The sequence below is a fragment of the Bacillus sp. KH172YL63 genome (genome assembly GCF_011398925.1).
Classification (GTDB): domain Bacteria; phylum Bacillota; class Bacilli; order Bacillales; family Bacillaceae_B; genus Rossellomorea.
On record NZ_AP022842.1, the window covers coordinates 1,034,639 to 1,053,304 of the forward strand.

17 protein-coding genes are annotated in these 18,666 nt (G+C 46.7%); 11 read left to right on the top strand and 6 right to left on the bottom strand.

Going from position 1 to position 18,666, the window contains the following annotated elements; genetic code table 11:
• Window positions 1–83: 83 nt before the first annotated feature.
• Together KH172YL63_RS05170 and KH172YL63_RS05175 are read right to left on the bottom strand one after the other, a co-directional pair.
• Window positions 84–557, bottom strand: a complete 474-nt coding sequence (locus KH172YL63_RS05170) for a thioredoxin family protein (RefSeq protein WP_173105098.1) — start codon at window positions 555–557, stop codon at window positions 84–86.
• A gap of 1 nt (window position 558) precedes the next feature.
• Window positions 559–984 carry a disulfide oxidoreductase gene (locus KH172YL63_RS05175; protein WP_173105099.1) on the bottom strand — a complete coding sequence of 142 codons (426 nt, stop codon included), beginning with the start codon at window positions 982–984 and terminating at the stop codon, window positions 559–561.
• 145 nt (window positions 985–1,129) lie between these two features.
• Here KH172YL63_RS05175 and KH172YL63_RS05180 point away from each other — a divergent pair, with 145 nt between their 5' ends.
• The 6 genes from KH172YL63_RS05180 (at window position 1,130) to KH172YL63_RS05205 (ending at window position 9,487) form a co-directional block, all read left to right on the top strand.
• Entirely contained in the window at window positions 1,130–2,803 is a 1,674-nt protein-coding gene (locus tag KH172YL63_RS05180; protein WP_173105100.1) for a glycoside hydrolase family 13 protein, read from the top strand.
• Window positions 2,804–2,944: 141 nt separating this feature from the next.
• Complete coding sequence (locus KH172YL63_RS05185) at window positions 2,945–4,486, top strand: bifunctional GNAT family N-acetyltransferase/carbon-nitrogen hydrolase family protein (protein WP_173105101.1); 1,542 nt, start codon at window positions 2,945–2,947, stop codon at window positions 4,484–4,486.
• A 718-nt stretch (window positions 4,487–5,204) separates the two neighbouring features.
• Entirely contained in the window at window positions 5,205–6,956 is a 1,752-nt protein-coding gene (locus KH172YL63_RS05190) for a phospho-sugar mutase (RefSeq protein WP_173105102.1), read from the top strand.
• Window positions 6,957–7,163: 207 nt separating this feature from the next.
• Window positions 7,164–8,279, top strand: a complete 1,116-nt coding sequence (locus KH172YL63_RS05195) for a GAF domain-containing sensor histidine kinase (protein WP_173105103.1) — start codon at window positions 7,164–7,166, stop codon at window positions 8,277–8,279.
• Between the two features lie 12 nt (window positions 8,280–8,291).
• Window positions 8,292–8,945, top strand: a complete 654-nt coding sequence (locus KH172YL63_RS05200; protein ID WP_173105104.1) for a response regulator — start codon at window positions 8,292–8,294, stop codon at window positions 8,943–8,945.
• A 2-nt stretch (window positions 8,946–8,947) separates the two neighbouring features.
• Window positions 8,948–9,487: an NADPH-dependent FMN reductase gene (locus KH172YL63_RS05205; protein WP_173105105.1), complete on the top strand. Its 540-nt coding sequence runs from the start codon at window positions 8,948–8,950 to the stop codon at window positions 9,485–9,487.
• Between the two features lie 93 nt (window positions 9,488–9,580).
• On the opposite strand, the gene KH172YL63_RS05210 is transcribed toward KH172YL63_RS05205, so the two are convergent.
• Window positions 9,581–9,835, bottom strand: coding sequence for a YhdB family protein (locus KH172YL63_RS05210; protein ID WP_173105106.1), 255 nt, complete (start codon window positions 9,833–9,835; stop codon window positions 9,581–9,583).
• Between the two features lie 167 nt (window positions 9,836–10,002).
• Here KH172YL63_RS05210 and KH172YL63_RS05215 point away from each other — a divergent pair, with 167 nt between their 5' ends.
• From KH172YL63_RS05215 to KH172YL63_RS05230, 4 genes are all read left to right on the top strand, one after another.
• Window positions 10,003–10,305 carry a DUF3889 domain-containing protein gene (locus KH172YL63_RS05215; RefSeq protein WP_173105107.1) on the top strand — a complete coding sequence of 101 codons (303 nt, stop codon included), beginning with the start codon at window positions 10,003–10,005 and terminating at the stop codon, window positions 10,303–10,305.
• 187 nt (window positions 10,306–10,492) lie between these two features.
• The gene (locus KH172YL63_RS05220) at window positions 10,493–11,683 is read left to right on the top strand and encodes an MFS transporter (RefSeq protein ID WP_173105108.1); all 1,191 of its coding nucleotides are present in this window, start codon (window positions 10,493–10,495) and stop codon (window positions 11,681–11,683) included.
• A 141-nt stretch (window positions 11,684–11,824) separates the two neighbouring features.
• Window positions 11,825–13,237: a SpoVR family protein gene (locus tag KH172YL63_RS05225; RefSeq protein ID WP_173105109.1), complete on the top strand. Its 1,413-nt coding sequence runs from the start codon at window positions 11,825–11,827 to the stop codon at window positions 13,235–13,237.
• Between the two features lie 109 nt (window positions 13,238–13,346).
• Window positions 13,347–13,691: a hypothetical protein gene (locus tag KH172YL63_RS05230; protein ID WP_173105110.1), complete on the top strand. Its 345-nt coding sequence runs from the start codon at window positions 13,347–13,349 to the stop codon at window positions 13,689–13,691.
• 39 nt (window positions 13,692–13,730) lie between these two features.
• Here the strand turns inward: KH172YL63_RS05230 and KH172YL63_RS05235 are convergent, their stop codons facing one another.
• Window positions 13,731–14,360 carry a YczE/YyaS/YitT family protein gene (locus KH172YL63_RS05235; RefSeq protein WP_173105111.1) on the bottom strand — a complete coding sequence of 210 codons (630 nt, stop codon included), beginning with the start codon at window positions 14,358–14,360 and terminating at the stop codon, window positions 13,731–13,733.
• Between the two features lie 173 nt (window positions 14,361–14,533).
• On the opposite strand from KH172YL63_RS05235, the gene KH172YL63_RS05240 reads away from it, so the two are divergent.
• Window positions 14,534–16,135 carry an SLC13 family permease gene (locus tag KH172YL63_RS05240; RefSeq protein WP_173105112.1) on the top strand — a complete coding sequence of 534 codons (1,602 nt, stop codon included), beginning with the start codon at window positions 14,534–14,536 and terminating at the stop codon, window positions 16,133–16,135.
• 425 nt (window positions 16,136–16,560) lie between these two features.
• On the opposite strand, the gene KH172YL63_RS05245 is transcribed toward KH172YL63_RS05240, so the two are convergent.
• Both KH172YL63_RS05245 and KH172YL63_RS05250 read right to left on the bottom strand, forming a co-directional pair.
• Window positions 16,561–17,337, bottom strand: a complete 777-nt coding sequence (locus KH172YL63_RS05245; protein ID WP_173105113.1) for a 3-hydroxybutyrate dehydrogenase — start codon at window positions 17,335–17,337, stop codon at window positions 16,561–16,563.
• Window positions 17,338–17,355: 18 nt separating this feature from the next.
• On the bottom strand, window positions 17,356–18,642 hold the full coding sequence (locus KH172YL63_RS05250) for a GntP family permease (protein WP_173105114.1): 1,287 nt from the start codon (window positions 18,640–18,642) through the stop codon (window positions 17,356–17,358).
• Between the last annotated feature and the right edge of the window lie 24 nt (window positions 18,643–18,666).

An 18,666-nucleotide genomic window follows, 5' to 3' on the forward strand; every position in this document is an offset into this window, starting at 1 on the left:
ATGAAGATAGGAATCGATCTTCATCTAGAAATTCCTCCTCATTTAAAAGGGGCTGACCGTGGAAAAGTCAGCCCCTCTTTTTTTTATTCAGATTTCACGTTCTCTTCGAAGAATGCTTTGAAGTCTTCCTCAGGGTGCTCCCCGACTATTCTCTCCACTTCTTTCCCGTTTTCATAATGAACAAGTGTAGGGGTCGCTTCAATTCCGTATTGTTCCCAGCCTTGTTCAAATTCAAGCAGGTTATACTGAACCATATCGACGCCCATTTCATCTGCAAGAGGCGCAAGGACAGGAGTGGTTCTCTTACAATGGATACAGTCGGAACTGTAGAAGTAGACGGTCACATCTTCCTTGTTAGACAGCTTCTCTTCTAATTCTTCCGGCAGGATGACGTTCTGATAGTTTGGGTCATCAAGCAGTTCGACCGTTGCTGGTTTCAAACTTGATTTTTGGAACATATTGCCTTCTGCTTTTTGCTTATTCTGCATGCTGGTGATGATCCCGATGGCTGCGAACAGCCCGACGATCACCACTAGGAAAATAATGATTTTCTTCAATCTAGTTGTCCTCCTTTAATGATTTGATAATGAAAAGGCTTGTGATGAAAATAATGGTGAATCCCGTCAGTGCAAGAAATGGGATGGTGATGAATCCGAGCACGTTGATATATTCCCCTGTACACGGAACACGCCCGCAGGTAGGGGCACTCTCAGTCAAGAATGACACTTTCTGGAGAGCGTAGTGATACAGTGAGAAAAGAAGGCCGATCCCGGATAATATAGAAGAATAAAATGCCATTTGAAAGTCTTTGCGGACATATGCCGCGCCCAGTAGTATGACCATCGGATACATCAATATCCGCTGATACCAGCATAGAAGGCAAGGTTCATATTTCATGATTTCAGAGAAATATAAACTTCCCAATGTGGCAATCAGAGAGGCAGCCCAGGCCAGGAATAAAAGGGAATCTGCTTTTTTATTCATATAGAGTTCCTTTCTTCGGTATATTCTATCAAATTATAGTATGCTATGATTATAAAAGTAAAATGAGAAATACTTCAGAGGAGATTTGATTTTTTTTAACGGTTTGTGCAAGCGTTTGCAAAACAGATTTTCAGGAGGCATACATATGACAAAACAATGGTGGAAAGAGTCGGTCGTTTATCAAATTTACCCCCGGAGCTTCATGGATTCCAATGGGGACGGGATCGGGGATATCAGAGGAATCATTGGCAAACTCGATTATTTGAAGTTGCTTGGGGTCGACGTGATTTGGTTATCGCCTGTTTATGAATCTCCGAACGACGACAATGGTTATGATATCAGTGATTATAAAAAGATCATGGACGAATTCGGCACAATGGCGGATTGGGAAGAGATGCTCGATGAAATGCACAAGCGGGGCATGAAGCTTGTCATGGACCTGGTGGTGAACCATTCATCCGATGAGCACGCCTGGTTTGTGGAAGCGAAAAAGTCGAAAGACAGTCTCTACCGTGATTATTATATTTGGCGTGAAGGCAAGGACGGTGCCGAACCGAATAACTGGGAATCGGTATTCAGCGGATCAGCCTGGGAGTACGATGAAGGGACGGAAGAATATTTCCTTCACCTTTTCTCGAAGAAACAGCCTGACCTCAATTGGGAGAACCCTTCTCTCCGCAGTGAAATATATAGCATGATGAAATTCTGGCTCGATAAGGGAATAGACGGATTCCGCATGGATGTGATCAATTTCATCTCCAAAGTGCCAGGGCTGCCCGATGCCCCCAACCCTGATGGTAAAAGGTATGCATCAGGACATGAGTATTTCATGAACGGGCCCCGCATCCACGAATTCCTTCAGGAGATGCATACCGAAGTCCTTTCCCATTATGACGCCATGACTGTCGGGGAAATGCCGGGCGTAACACCTGATGAAGCCGTCCTTTACACTGGAGAGGATCGAAACGAAGTGAATATGGTGTTCCAATTCGAGCATATGGATGTAGACGCCGGCCCAGGAGGGAAGTGGGACGTGATCCCATTTGACCTGGTAAAATTAAAAACGATTCTGACGAAGTGGCAGACTGAACTGCACGGAAAGGGTTGGAACAGCCTGTACTGGAACAATCACGATCAGCCCCGTATTGTATCAAGGCTCGGTGATGACGGGAAGTATCGGAAAAAATCAGCAAAAATGCTTGCCACCCTTCTTCATTTCATGCAGGGTACACCTTATATTTATCAAGGGGAGGAACTCGGGATGACGAATGTCCGGTTCCCTTCCATTGATGATTACAAAGATATCGAAACGTTGAACATGTATCGTGAAAAGACTGCAGCAGGCATTTCACCGGAAGAGATACTGCCATCCATCTATGCGAAGGGGAGGGACAATGCAAGGACTCCTATGCAGTGGAGTGACGAAAAGAACGGCGGTTTCACAGAAGGGAAGCCGTGGATTGCCTCCAATCCAAACTACAAGGACATCAATGCAGAAGAAGCACTGAATGATCCCCATTCCATCTTTTATCACTATCAGAAATTGATCGCTCTTCGCAAGGAGCTCGCCATCATTCCGTACGGTTCCTTCGAACTGCATGAACACGACCATCCGTCTGTCTATGCCTATACGAGAACGTATGGAAACGATCAACTCCTCGTTCTGTGCAATGTATCCGGTGAAACCGTGACGATCGATGAGATTGCTTCATTCGATATCGATGGGGCTGAGGTACTGATCACCAACGAAGATGGGCAAAAAGAAAGTCCATATACCTTGAATCCTTGGGAAGGGACTGCCTACTATATCCGGGGATAACGTTGGCAGGTTCAATCAAATTGCTTCAATTCGGGTACCCCGTTTTGCTAAAATATACAGGATGGACTGTCATGAACTTCGTTTCAACCGTGCATGATAAGGGTATATCATTGATGTAATAGATGAAGGAGTAGATAGCAGATGGCAGAAAAACTGGACTTATCACAATTTGAAAAGAAAATGATCATTCGTCCGATGGAACATAAGGACATTCAAGATATTATCACTATGCAATCTGTCTGCTTTCCCGGGATGGAACCGTGGAAGGTGGAACATCTGGAAAGCCATTTGGACGTTTTTCCCGAAGGACAGCTTGTTGCAGAATTAGAAGGTGAGATCATTGCATCCTGCTCAAGTCTCATCATCAATTTCGATGAGTACGATGACCGTCATACGTGGGATGATGTGACGGATAACGGGTACATAACCAACCACAACCCTGACGGCTACAACCTGTATGGGATCGAAGTGATGGTACATCCCGATTACCGCAGGATGAAGGTCGGGCACCGCTTATATGAAGCGAGGAAAGACCTGGCACGGAAATGGAACTTAAAGAGTATCATCATCGGGGGGCGGATCCCGAATTACTATAAACACTCGGACGAAATGTCACCGAGGGAGTATGTGGATTCAGTGGGGCGTCACAAGATTTACGATCCTGTGCTGTCGTTTCAGCTCCTGAACGGCTTCACACTCATGCGGATCAATCCGAACTACCTGCCTGACGACAAACGCTCACAAAAATATGCGACCCTAATGGAATGGAATAACGTAGACTACCGGCCGTCGAGCAAGCGTCATTTCAAGACGAGCTATCCGGTACGGATCTGCGTGGTTCAATATATGATGCGGAAAATCAATTCCTTTGAAGAATTTGCGAATCAGGTTGAATATTTCACCGATGTCGCCTCAGATGCGAAATCGGATTTCGTCGTGTTCCCAGAAATCTTCACGACACAGCTCATGTCATTCCTGAACATTCAATCACCGAGCCTTGCCGTGCGCAGATTGACGGATTTCACAGAGGACTATATCGAATTATTCACCGATCTTGCCGTCCGCTACAACGTCAATATCATCGGCGGATCCCACTTCGTCAAGGAAGAAAATGATGAAATCTACAACATTGCCTACCTCTTCCGACGGGACGGGACAATCGAGAAGCAGTACAAAGTGCACATCACACCGAACGAACGGAAATGGTGGGGAATCAGCCCTGGAGATTCTGTGCGTGTGTTTGATACCGATTGCGGCAAGATTGCAATCCAAATCTGCTACGATATCGAATTCCCTGAGCTTGCCCGCATCGCTACCGATAAAGGGGCGAAGATCATCTTTACGCCATTCTGTACAGAAGATCGCCAGGGCTATCTCCGCGTCAGATACTGCGCCCAGGCCCGGGCAGTGGAAAATCAGATTTACACGGTCATTTCCGGTACAGTCGGAAATCTTCCGCAAACGGAAAACATGGACATCCAATATGCCCAATCTGGCATCTTCGCACCGTCCGACTTTGAATTCGCACGTGACGGGATAGTCGGAGAAACAAACCCGAACATCGAAATGGTCATGATCGGCGACGTCGACCTCGAAGTGCTGCGACGCCAGCGCCAATCCGGCACCGTCCGTCAACTAAAGGACCGCCGCCATGATGTATACAGCGTGAATTATAAAAAATAAGCTTTTTGGCTAAGGGAAATCCGAGCGTATTCGAAACTCTTGATGAGAATGCGCTCGGATTTTTTTGTTGGGGATGTTTCTGTCGTCTGGATTCAATGATGGAGAAAAAGGTCGTTCGGCGATAAAAATGAGATATCGCCGTTAAAATCAGGATATCGCCGATAAAAATGATATTTCGCCGTTATATCCGGAATATCGCCGTTAAATTTAGAATTTCGCCGATATCGGGGTGAAAGGTAATAGAGATGACGTGCGTGTCAGGGGAATTGCTTGTAGTTTTTAAAAGGAATCGTATTATTAGGTATTTATTATGTATATATCACGTTAATTATATAGATTTTACCATAATGATGTTACTGTAGAGCTCAATCGTCCAAAGCGAAAGTCCTGTGTACATAATCATGCGTCTTGGAGAGATGTGAGGAAAAGACCGTTCGCCGATATCCATAAAGCATATAGCAAAAGCAAAATCAAACCAATCAACAAGCATTCCCGGCTGAAAATGAAATAGTATAAAACCTCACATGCCCTGAAATCTCCCACTACTCCAGCTTTCAACCCCACAGAATCCAACCTCCATACACCACGAACACCCCCACCAAAATTATGCTAAAATAAGATTTGTAAAAATCTTGTCGACAAGTGACGGATTGTTTTAGAAGGATTTCTACAATTTGTGATAGAATTTATTATTATACAGCATTAGGAGGGGATCGTTTTGAATTGGAAAACATCGTGGGAAAGATGGAGCAGCCACTTACATCTGGATAAGGAATTGAACGGCCTTTTAGATTCAATGAAAGACGATGAAAAGTCGCTGGAAGATGCATTTTATAAAAACCTTGAATTTGGTACCGGCGGGATGCGGGGAGAAATCGGCCCGGGAACGAACCGGATGAACATCTATACAGTAAGGAAGGCTTCTGAAGGCTTGGCAAGATACATAGAAGAGCAAGGGGAAGAGGCGAAAAGTCGCGGCGTTGTAATCGCTTACGATTCCCGTTATAAATCGCCTGAGTTTGCCATGGAATCTGCGAAGACATTGGCGACACACGGCATTCAAACGTTTGTGTTCGATGAATTGAAGCCGACACCGGAGCTTTCGTTCGCCCTCAGACAGTTGAAGGCATTCTCGGGGATTGTCGTGACCGCAAGTCACAATCCGCCTGAATACAATGGATACAAAGTGTATGGTGATGATGGGGCACAGCTGCCTCCGCATGTGGCGGACGCCGTGATCGAGAAAGTGAACGGTGTGGAAAATGAGCTTGAGATTTCCGTGAAATCAGAGGATGAGTTGAAATCTGCCGGTCTGATCAAAATGATCGGAGACGAAATCGATCAGTCTTACCTGGAACATTTGATTTCCATTTCCGAGAAACCTCAGATCGCCAAGGAGGTCGATCTTAAGATCGTCTTCTCTCCACTTCACGGGACAGCTTTGAAGATGGCAGAAAAAGGTTTGAAGGCACTTGGATATGAGCATGTTCATATCGTCAAGGAACAGTCTGTGCCAGACCCTGAATTCACGACGGTTAAATCACCGAATCCTGAGGATAAGGCGGCATTTGAATACGCGATCCGGGACGGGAAGGAAATCGATGCCGATATCCTGATTGCGACAGATCCTGATGCAGACCGTCTTGGTGTTGCGGTGAAGGGTGAGACGGGAGAATATGTTCTACTGACTGGAAATCAGACAGGTGCGATTCTCCTCGATTACATCCTGGCACGCAAACAGGAGAAGAATATGATACCTGCCAATGGGCGCGTCTTCAAGACGATCGTGACCTCTGAGTTGGGCCGCAAAGTGGCTGAGCATTACGGGGCATCAGTCGAAGATGTGTTGACAGGTTTTAAATTTATCGGGGAAAAAATCAAGAAATATGAAGAGACAGGTGAATATTCCTTCCTGTTTGGTTACGAGGAAAGCTACGGCTACTTGATCGGTGATTTCGCCCGTGACAAAGATGCCATCCAGGCCGTATTGATGGCTGCCGAGGCGGCTGCTTATTATAAGAAAGAAGGAAAGACCCTTTATGATGTATTGAACGACTTGTTCGAAAAGCATGGATTCTATCAGGAAGGCCTGAAGAGCTTAACGCTGAAAGGAAAAGAAGGCGCAGAACAAATCCAGGGGATCCTGAAAGACTTCCGGAACGAGCCGCTGAAAGAAGTGGCCGGCCTACAGGTTGTTTCTTCTGAAGACTATAAAGTGAGTACAAAAATGGACGCGCTGACAGGTGAGCAGTCGATGATCGACCTGCCTTCGTCCAATGTGCTGAAATATCATCTCGAGGACGGCTCATGGATCTGCCTCCGTCCATCAGGGACAGAACCGAAAATCAAGTTCTATTTCAGCGTGATCGGTAAAACGCAAGAGGACAGCGATCAGAAACTTCATGCATTGCAGGATGCAATCATGGCTAAGGTTGAAACGATGATCAGCTCCTCGGTGGGAAAGGCGTAACACATGGTGCGGCACTCAGGGAAATCACTGAGTGCCAAAAGTCTTAAATCGAAACAAGAGATGCTAAACCGGCATCTCTTGTTTTTTAATCGTGGAAGAACATATGTTTTCAGTCAAAGGTCGTAGAATGTTTCCTTCTTTTTGATAATCCCCCTTTTGATTGAAGTCGATATAATAATGGTAGAAGGATCGGAAAGGACGATGAGCATGAATCAGGAATCCCTTTCAAACATTGAGCTGTTGAAAGAGATCGCCGAATTACTGAATAATGAAACCGAACTTGCCTCGATGCTGTCAGGGGCGTTAAAAAAGCTGATCAATGGGTCCAGTTTTACGACAGGCTGGATCTTTTTTATAGAAGGGGAAGGGAGGCATGAGCTTGTTTCGTATGAGAATCTCCCCGAATCCCTTTCAGACCGTAAATGTGAGTTGATGAATAAGGGCGGGTGCTGGTGTGTGAACCGCTTCCGGAAAGGAAAGCTCACGAAAGCCTCGAACATCATTGAATGTCAGCGGATCGAGCAGGCCATTGAAGAGAACAGGGGCAAGACCGATGATATCACGTATCATGCCACGGTCCCCCTCCAGTCGGGACAAGAATCTTTTGGGCTTTTGAATGTGGCGGCACCACATAAAACCCATTTCTCGTCGGATGAATTGGCACTGCTGGAATCGGTCGCTTTCCAGATAGGTTCTGCAATCAAGCGCATCATGCTGACCAGGAAGGAACAGGAAATCGCCCTGATCGGGGAGAGGAACCGATTGGCAAGGGATCTTCATGATTCTGTGAATCAGCTGTTGTTTTCCCTGACATTGACGGCAAGGGGCGGTGCTGAGATGACCGGGGATGAAGGCGTGAAGGAAACCTTCCGGACCATTCAGGACATGGCGCAGGAAGCACTTTCGGAAATGAGGGCACTTATTTGGCAATTGCGGCCCAATGGGTTGGAAAACGGGGTCGTCGAGGCCGTGAAAGGTTATTCCGAAATGCTGGGGTTGTGTCTTGAAACGAAAGTGGAAGGTGTCTTATCCTTGAGCTCAAGGATGGAAGAAGTATTATGGAGGGTCTCTCAGGAAGCCTTGAATAATTGTAAGAAGCATTCAGGTGAAACCCATATTTACTATACGTTGAAAAGTGAACCGGAATCCCTTTATTTAAAGATTGAAGACCAGGGATATGGTTTTCAATATGACAAGAAGCAATCTATCCCATCGATGGGGATCCAGAGTATGAGGGAACGGGTGAAAAGCATCGGCGGGGAGCTGACAATTCAAAGCAGGCTCGGTAAAGGAACGGCGATAAATGTCCGATTACCCTATTAGGAGGATGCATGCATGATCAGAGTATTGATAGCAGATGACCATCACGTCGTACGGAGAGGCCTTGTCTTCTTTTTGAAGACGCAAAAAGACATAGATATCGTCGGTGAAGCAAAGGACGGGGCAGAAGCTGTCCGGCTGGCGCATTCCTTAAAGCCTGATATCATCTTGATGGACTTGATGATGCCTGTGATGGACGGCATCCAGGCCACCATGGAAATCAAGGCGCTTCATCCTGAAGTGCAGGTGCTGATGCTGACGAGCTTTTCGGATCAGAACCATGTCATTCCGGCCATTGAGGCAGGTGCAGCCGGATATCAGCTAAAGGATATTGAGCCCGATGAATTGGTGAACAGCATCCGAAAGCTCCTGTCGGGGGAAAATTCACTACATCCGAAAGCGACGAATCATCTGCTCACGAGGATTTCCAAACAGGAACCTCCTCACAAAATGGATGAACTCACAAAGCGGGAACGGGATGTTTTGATTGAACTGACGAAAGGGAAAAGTAATAAAGAAATCGCCTCCAGTCTTTATATAACGGAGAAAACGGTCAAAACCCATATTTCCAACATCTTTTCCAAACTGGAGGTTGCCGACCGGACACAAGCAGCTTTATACGCTGTCAAACATCAATTAACTTCAAATGATGAAAGAAAGGATATGTGAGGATGAACATTTTAATAATCAACGGAAGCCCCAGGAAGAACGGCCGGACTGGAATCGCATCACGATTCATCGCCCGGAACCACAACTGCGGACTCATTGACCTGAGTGACGGTTCGCTGCCTCTCTACACAGGGGAACAGGATCAGGCAGCGCTGGCATCGGTTCAAGGTTTAAAGAAAAAGGTAAAGGAAGCGGATGCTGTCATTTTGGCTTCCCCAGAGTATCACAGCGGTATGAGCGGGGCATTGAAAAACGCCCTCGACTTCCTCAGCTCTGAGCAATTTGCCCACAAGCCTGTGGCATTATTGGCCTGTGCAGGAGGCGGAAAAGGCGGTATCAACTGCTTGAACAATCTACGCATTGTCTCCCGGGGTGTATATGCAAACGTCATCCCGAAGCAGCTGATTCTTGATCCCCATTGCTTTGATTATGAAGGGGACGGACTTCTGGATGAGCCTGCAAAAATGGTCGAGGATCTCATGAAGGAACTGAAGATGTATGTAAAAGCGGCAGCATTGATCAAAAGTGAACAATCATCTTAACCGGCGCAGGTGCCGGTTTTTTTTATAAAAAAATAAAAGCTGATCCAATTGTGCAAACTAATTGGATCAGCCCGAGGTGGAATTCTCTTGTCGCTACATCTCTGCAAAGGTTTCCTCCAGTGGTTGCTCGACACTGTAGGTGAAGTTTGCATGCTCAATATATCGTAAAAGCGTATACAGGTTACGCTCTACAACCGTGTAGTCTTTAGAAAAATGATACGCGTGCAGGAAATGTTCAATTCTTTTTGAAAGAAGGTCATCCTTCGTTCTCACCATGAGGATCAGCAGGTTATCCCATTCTGACCGGTGAGTGTAATACAGAGCCCGATCGTAATCGACTTTGTTCACGTGGTTTCCCTCCTTTTGAAGGGGTAATGTTATTGTGTGAAGAAAAGGAGGATTCCTTTCTCTGAAAAAGTTGGTTATGCTGCTATTGCTCGCTTTCCTACTATTGGTTGAATAATCGAGGCGTTTTCATTCATCCTAAGAATGAAACATAATCAGGAGTGATGATAATGAAGAAAGCAATCGCAATTTTTTTAGCAGTATTTTTCCTGCTGTTTTCAGGACATGCCAACGCTGAACCGACAGATTATAAAAAATTTGGCCGGATTGCCACAGCCGTCATTAAAGAAGATTATCCCGGTCAGCCTGTGAAGGATTATCAATATCAGGGCCGCCGGAAAATGACTGAAAATAAAGTGGCGGATTCTTTTGAGTTCACTGTTCAGGAGAACAACAAGGATAAGAAAGTGACCGTCATCGTCGTGCACAATCTCGACAATGAAAAAACACTCAATATCACCGTACAGGAATAATTGAACGAGCCTCTTTTCAGGGGCTTTTTTTATTAGGGTATTTTTCAAAAAATTCACCTGCACATCAGCAATTGAAACATTTTTTTGATAGAATAAACCTATATAAATTTCTGAACGGGGAGCTTCTGTCCAATGTGATGCTGAACTTTTCTTACCTCATTAAAAATTGAATAAAGGAGGAAAAGAGATGCATTCCATTGCATTTAGACATTTATGGTTCGGCCAGGCGCTGGCGAACATGGGGGATGTTTTCTATATCGTCGGATTGATTTCACTTGTATACAGTTTGACAGGGTCCGCTGTGTATATGACGGCCGTTCCGCTCGTGATTACATTTTCCCGCTTCATCAGCAGCATGGCGGCACCTCTGCTATTGAACCGCACACAGATGAGGACGCTCATTGCGTACTCCCAGATGGGGAAGACATTCTTTCTTTGTCTGTTTTTACTGATGATGGTGTTGAATGCAGACAATGTCTGGTTGTTTCTTGCTTGTGCAGGTGTTGTTTCATTCCTGGACGGATGGGCTTTGCCTGCGAGGAATTCCTATGTCCCCTTTCTTGTGAAGCGGGAAGAATTGATGGGGGCGAATGGGTTTCTTTCCACAGTGGATCAGACCATACAATTTTCGAGCTGGGCGGTTGGCGGTATGCTGGTCGCTGTGATTCATGAAACGAACGTGTTCACCATCGTCATCATCCTGTTTCTCGCCAGCACCCTGTACATGTTGAAGCTGCCGGTCATCCCGACCACCACGTTGGAAGTGCGGAAAGCATGGTGGCAGCAGTTATTGGAAGGATGGTCAGAAGTCAGGAAGCGCAAGGGGCTTGCTCCAGTTTTTTGGATTTACGGGCTTGAGTCGGTTTCCGGGACCGTCTGGATCGCAGCCGTTCTCTATTTATATGTAGATCAGGTGCTCGGCAAGGGAGAAGAATGGTGGGGGTTCATAAACGCCAGTTTTTTTATCGGGCTGATTCTTGCATCTATGTTGATTTTCAAGCTGCACGGTCTGTTCTCCCATCACCGGAGCAGATGGCTGCCTCTTTGCATGATCCTGACTTCGATTGCGACCCTCGCCTTTGCCTGGAATCAGGCGGCCTGGTTGGCGCTCGTATTGTCCTTTCTGTTCGGACTGTTCGATCAAATCAAGAATGTCATCATGCAAACGTATATTCAGGAAAGTGCTCCGCCTGAAGAGCTCGGTAAAATCTATGCAGCACAGGGGGCGCTCTCGACATGTTTATTTGGATTATCATCCGTTGGTGTCGGGTTGCTTATAGAGGTTTTCAGCATGAGTACGATTTTCTCCTTCTCGGCACTATTGCTGATGACTGCGCTCATCCCAGTGTGGATCTTGCAAAGAAATATGAATAGGTAAGAATGAAGCTGTTCCCTGTGAAAGGGGACAGCTTTTTTCTTACCTGCTTGTCCCCCCTTGTCCAAACCCTCCCGCTTTTCTTTTCATCAAATCCATTTTTGGCTCATACATTTAGATAAGAGTATAAAGAGGGGGATGGCGATGAATTTAGAGGAACAAAGGCAGTTGCAGAATGCGATAGGTGAAATTACGGAGATTGCAGCCGGATTCGGTCTTGATTTTTACCCGATGCGTTACGAGATTTGTCCTGCTGAAATCATTTATACATTTGGCGCTTATGGTATGCCGACACGCTTTTCCCATTGGAGTTTCGGGAAGCAGTTCCATAAGATGAAGCTTCAATATGATCTGGGATTAAGCAAGATTTACGAGCTCGTGATCAATTCGGATCCTTGTTATGCGTTCTTGCTCGATTCGAATTCACTGATCCAGAATAAGCTGATTGTCGCCCACGTGCTTGCACACTGTGACTTCTTCAAGAATAATGTTCGCTTTCAGAATACGAAGCGGGATATGGTGGAGAGTATGTCGGCAACCGCCGAGCGTGTGCGGAGTTATGAGATTGAGTACGGTAAACAGGAGGTTGAAGATTTCCTTGATGCTGTGCTTGCCGTTGATGAACATATCGACCCGTCCCTTATGCGTCCGAAGCTGTCGTGGACGATGAATGATGTGGAATGGGAAGAGGTTGAAATCAGTCAGGCGACACCGTACGATGATCTGTGGTCATTGGATGAAAAGCCAAAGAAATTGGAAAAAAAGAAGGTCAAGAAGAAATTCCCTCCACAACCGGAGAAGGATATCATGCTCTTCATCGAACAATACAGCAGGGAGTTGTCGGATTGGCAGCGGGATATATTGACGATGATGAGGGAAGAGATGCTGTATTTCTGGCCGCAGCTCGAAACGAAGATCATGAATGAAGGATGGGCTTCATATTGGCATCAGCGGATCATCCGGGAAATGGATCTGACCAGCGGTGAGTCGATTGAGTTTGCCAAACTGAACGCAGGTGTTGTACAGCCTTCCCGCACACAGATCAATCCATATTACTTAGGGCTAAAAATATTTGAAGATATCGAAGAACGGTTCGATAACCCGACTGAAGAAATGAAGAAGCGGGGAGTCAAACCGAACTCAGGACGTGAAAAAATGTTTGAGGTCCGTGAAATTGAATCGGATATTTCCTTCTTGCGGAATTATTTAACGAAAGACCTCGTCACCCGGGAGGATATGTATTTATTCCAAAAGCAGGGGAAGGATTACAAAATTGTGGATAAAGAATGGACCCACGTCCGGGATCAGCTTGTCGGCATGAGGGTAAATGGGGGATTCCCTTACATCACTGTGAATGACGGCGACTATATGAAGAGTGGGGAACTATATTTGAAGCACTGGTATGAAGATGTGGAGCTTGATATCAAATACCTGGAGAAGGTCTTGCCGTACCTGCATCAGCTGTGGGGAAGACCGGTCCATATCGAAACACATGTGGAAAACCGGGATATGCTTTTTACGTATGATGGAAGAAGCGTACAGCGGAAATATTTATAATAGTGGGAACCGACTCGGAGTACGGGTCGGTTTTTTTGCTTCGTGAGTTCTAAAAGGAAGGACAGGCTTATACATAATAGAAGAGGCATTTATATGAGGAGGAGATACGATGGCAGATGTAGAAGTCTTTATCGGTGATTTAACAGACCGCACTTTCCATTACGACGGAGGGGACTGGAATCATAATTTCCCCAAACGGATCAGTCCGTTTTTCCCTAAAGGATATGACCTCTTTTTCAAGCTGCTGGACGGGATTTATCATAAAAAAATCGAGGGCAGGCAAACAGATTGGGGAAGTCACACCTGTTTGATGTATCCAGGTGAAATGCTCGCCGTGCTTGAAGATTATTATAAGAGGGAAGTGGACAACGAGAAGGTACAGGGACTGTTTCAGTTCATCAAAGGACTGGATCAGGAACAACAATACGGACTGGTGGCATGTGAAATGTCATGATGAAAAAGGACAAAGGGCTATATGGCCATTTGTCCTTTCTTACATACTGATGTTCTTTTGTTCAGAGAACCTCGCATGGAGTGTGCCTGTGAAGAATAGGAAGGAACGCTGGAAGATCGGGCTTTGAATGAACGTATAGAAAAAGGTGAAAATGAATACAGGCCCCCCAAGGAGCAAACCGAATAGAAGGATCGTGCATTCGCACATGATCCGGACCCTGCTGATGGAAAGCCCGGTTAAATCGGAAAGTGTGAGCATGAAACCGTCACGGGGCCCGGTACCCAAATGGGCTGCTGAATATAATCCCCCTCCGGTCCCCATCAAAATCACCGCTGACAGCAGCGTCAGGACATCCCCGGTGAGATTGGTCTCAGGCGGGAGAAGGTCAAAATAAAGGAAAAAATCAACGAGCATGCCCACCATTACCCCATTGAGCACCGTCCCGATCCTGACGTATTTTCCTTTTAATATCAGGGTCCCAGCGATCAACACCACCCCCACGATGATATTCCACGTTCCGATCGTGAGCCCGAATTTCTGAAACAATGCGATATTCAATACATCCCACGGATGGATCCCCAAGTATTGAACATGAATGGACAAACTGATGCCGTAGCTGAAAAGAAGTAATCCCACCACAAAATAACTGATTTGCCAATAGATTTTCATCGTGTCTCCTTCCTGATGCTTCCATCTAAAGCTATTTTACAATGAAGAGCCGCAGAAAAATAGTAAAAAAGAAGTGAATAATCAGATTTTGACTTATAATGGAAGAATATAATTGACACCGCTTTCTGTGGTCGATAGAGTTTTAGTATGAGAAACAGAGGAGGTTTATTAGGATGTTAACAATGAAACATGCGTGGACAACTTTATGGAAGTGGCATGGGGATGTACGGCAGACTCTCATGTTCTTTACTTCAGGCAGCACCGGGACTTCAGTGTCCGGACGCGTCCAGACCGATCATCAGCCTGGACCTGGCACAAATCCCAGGCAGAAAATAGGATTCATCCTCGGACCCCTGCTATTCTTTTTTTTCCTGCTGTTTTTTTCACCTGAAGGACTCTCGCAGGGGGCCGTCGGGGTACTTGCAGGCACGGTTTGGATTGCGGTGTGGTGGATCACGGAAGCGATACCGATTCCGGCAACGGCCCTGTTGCCGATCATACTCTTCCCGCTGACCGGTGCGCTCGAATCGGGAGACGTCACTTCCGCTTATGGGGACGGGACGATCTTTCTGTTTATGGGCGGATTCATCATCGCGATTGCCATGGAGAAGTGGAATTTACATAAACGGATCGCCATGAACATCATTCTCGCGATCGGGACAAGCACCGAGAGGATCGTACTTGGCTTCATGCTCGCAACAGGCTTCCTCTCCATGTGGATTTCCAATACGGCAACGGCGATGATGATGCTCCCGATCGGTACCGCCGTCGTTTACCAGGTGAATGAGAGTCTAAAAGGGGAGAAGCGGACCGGCCACTTCAGCAAGGTCATCATGCTCGGGATTGCCTACAGTGCATCGATCGGTGGACTGGGCACGTTGATCGGCACCCCTCCGAACACCATCTTTGCAGCTGTTGCTAAACAACTGTACGGCATCGACTTTTCTTTCGCAAAATGGATGATGTTCGGGGTTCCACTGTCAGCGATTCTCCTGCTCGCCACCTGGTGGTATCTCATCAAAATCGCCTTTCCGCTGAAAATCAAGGAACTTCCAGGGGGAAGGGAAATTGTCGAGAAAGAAAACCGGTCCCTTGGAAGGATCTCTTTTGAAGAAAAGCTTGTTCTTACTGTCTTTGTCACCACTGCACTGTGCTGGATCACCCGCTCGTTCCTATTGAGCCAGTGGATTCCGTCACTTGATGACACGATGATTGCCATCACAGGGGCACTCGTCCTGTTCCTGCTGCCGGGCCAAAAGGAATCCCGTCTCCTCAAATGGGAGGATGCGAAGAAACTTCCGTGGGGCATCCTTCTCTTATTCGGAGGCGGACTTGCCATAGCCAAAGGCTTCAAGGAAACCGGGCTTGCAGAATGGATCGGCAAGCAATTGACGGTGCTGGATGGGATTTCTTTCATCATCATCCTTGTGGCAGTGACAGCATTTGTAATATTCTTAACGGAAATCACGCCCAATACGGCGACGGCCACAATGATGTTCCCAATCATGGCATCACTCGCTGCCGCACTGAACGTCCATCCATACAGCCTGATGGTGGCGGCCGGCCTCGCAGCGTCCTGCGCCTTCATGCTTCCGGTAGCCACACCGCCGAATGCGGTCGTCTTCGGCTCCGGCTTCATCAAAATGGGGGACATGGTCAAAGCGGGTATATGGCTGAACATCATCAGCATTATTTGCATCACACTTCTCGTGTACTTATTCATGCCTGTTGTATGGGGAGTGGATCTTGGGGTGTTCCCTGGGGATATGAGATAATTGTTTCAGCATGTGATGGGGTAGAGTGTTGGATTCCAGGGCAGTAGGTGATATTTATTGAATAAACGCCGGAGGTCCTGCTTCATCCGATGTTCATGCTGGCGTTTGCAAGTCTTTCTCTCATGATATGATGAAATTAAATGATTCCACGTGAAAAAATCCGAACACATTCGATTTTCTGCAGAGAATTTCGAATGATATGTTCGGATTTTTGCTTTTGATTTGTTATGTTGTTGTGCCGAGGGTGCGATAACGGCGAAATATTTGATTTAACGGCGAAATCCTGGATATATCGGCGAAATTTTCATTATAACGGCGATATCACAAATATATCGGCGAAATCCCATTTTTAACGGCGAACGCCGATATTCCCTCATGCCGTCGACATCACCGACCACCCGGCACACACTCCATCCAACCCACAGCTACTGAGCCGTATACCCGCCATCGAGCACCACTGCCTGACCGGTAACTCCTTTGGCTTTATCACTCGAAAGGAAGATTGTGTAGTCTGCAATTTCTTCTACCGACAGTAATCGTTTTTGTGGAACAAGGGGATAGATGACATCCTCCAATACTTTTTTGAGTTCGACCCCACGTGTGTTTGAGATATCCTGTAGCTGATTGCGGACGAGGGGGGTGTCCACATAGCCTGGGCACATGGCGTTGACGGTGATGCCGTGCTCGGCTCCTTCAAGGGCCGATACTTTTGTTAAGCCGATCACACCGTGTTTGGCACTGTTGTAAGCGGCTTTGCCTGCAAATCCGATCAGTCCGTTGATGGATGCCATGTTGATGATGCGCCCGAATTTTTGCTTTTTCATATGAGGGAAAGCAAATTTTGTCGCGATGAATGGGGCGGTGAGCATGATTTTGATCAATAGCTCGAATTTTTCAATCGGGAAGTCTTCGATTGGCGCGACGTGCTGGAGTCCCGCGTTGTTGATCAGGACGTCGATGCGGCCATAGTGTTCAACCGTTTTATCGATCCCTGCCTTAACGTCTGATTCACTTGTTACATCGCATTTGATGCCGAGGCAGTCAAAGCCCCTGCTTTTCAGTTCATCGACCGCTTCGTCGAGTCCTTCCTGGTTGATATCAGAAAGGACGACCTTCGCGCCGTTTTGTGCAAAGTGTTCCCCTATTTCATATCCAATTCCCCTTGCAGCACCTGTGATGAATACCACTTTATCATTGACCATTTTCATTTCCTCCTCGCATTAATAAATTCCCATATTGGCTAGTATGATGGACACAATCTCTGCGATGGTCGGAATGAGAAGGCCGACGACCGCAACGTCCAGATATGAATCTTTGTGGGTGAGACCTGTTACGGCAAACAGAGTCAAAAGCGCCCCGTTATGAGGCAGGATCGAAGCACCGGAAGAGATGGAAGCGATTCTGTGGAACGCCTCTGCACTTATTCCGCTTGTTTGGGATAATTCGTAATATTTATCACCCAGTGCCTCAAGGGCAATCCCCATCCCGCCTGAAGCAGACCCGGTGATGGCAGCAAGGGTCTGGACTGCGATCGCTTCAGATATCACAGGATTTCCTTTGATGCCGAGTATCAGCTTCGTTAATGTCTTGAAACCTGGTGCAGCCGTGACGACAGCACCGAAGCCTACGGCAGCACTTGTGTTGATCACTGCCATAACACTGCCTTTTGCCCCCCCGTTGATCGCCGGGATAAATTTTTTATAATGCTTGAAGTTGATCAGCAATATGGACAGAATCCCGACAAGAAGTGCTGTGAGGATGTTCCACTCGAATACATTCAAGGTAACCACGACGATGACGAGAGGAAGGAAAGACAAATAAAAATTAGGAAGATCTGATTCATTTATTTCCTTCACATCATTTCCACCCTTTGGCTCTGTGAAAGTATCCCCTTTATTGGTGAATTGCTTTTGGCGCCACCTTAAGTAAAAATATCCGCCGCAAGCCATAATCAGTCCGCCGACCGTCCCAATGATCGGGGCGGCGGTAGGGGACGTCTTGAAATAGTCGATTGGGATCAGATTCTGGATCTGGGGTGTCCCTGGGATAGCCGTCATCGTAAATGTGAAAGCTCCCAATACAAATGTGGGCGGCAATAGTTTTCGGGTGATATTTGCCTCCCTGAACATGGCGATCGCCAAGGGGTAGATCGCAAACACGACGACGAATAAGCTTACCCCTCCGTATGTTAAAACAGCGGCTGCGATAAGGACGCCGAGGATGGCACGGTCTTTGCCGATGAGGTTGGTGATTTTATAGGCAACCGATTGAGCGGCACCTACATCTTCCATCAGCTTTCCAAAGATGGCCCCGAATAGGAAGACAGGGAACCATTCCTTCGCAAAATCCACAAATCCGGTCATATACGTTTCTGTATAGGCCGGCAGGAGATCGAGACCGCTCATGAGCGCAACGAGCCCTGCAACCAATGGGGCGATCCAGATGATGGACCAGCCCAAATAGGCCAGGAGCATGAGCAGGATTAAACCAATGATGATACTAGTCATATGTCACCTCTCATAAATGTTTGT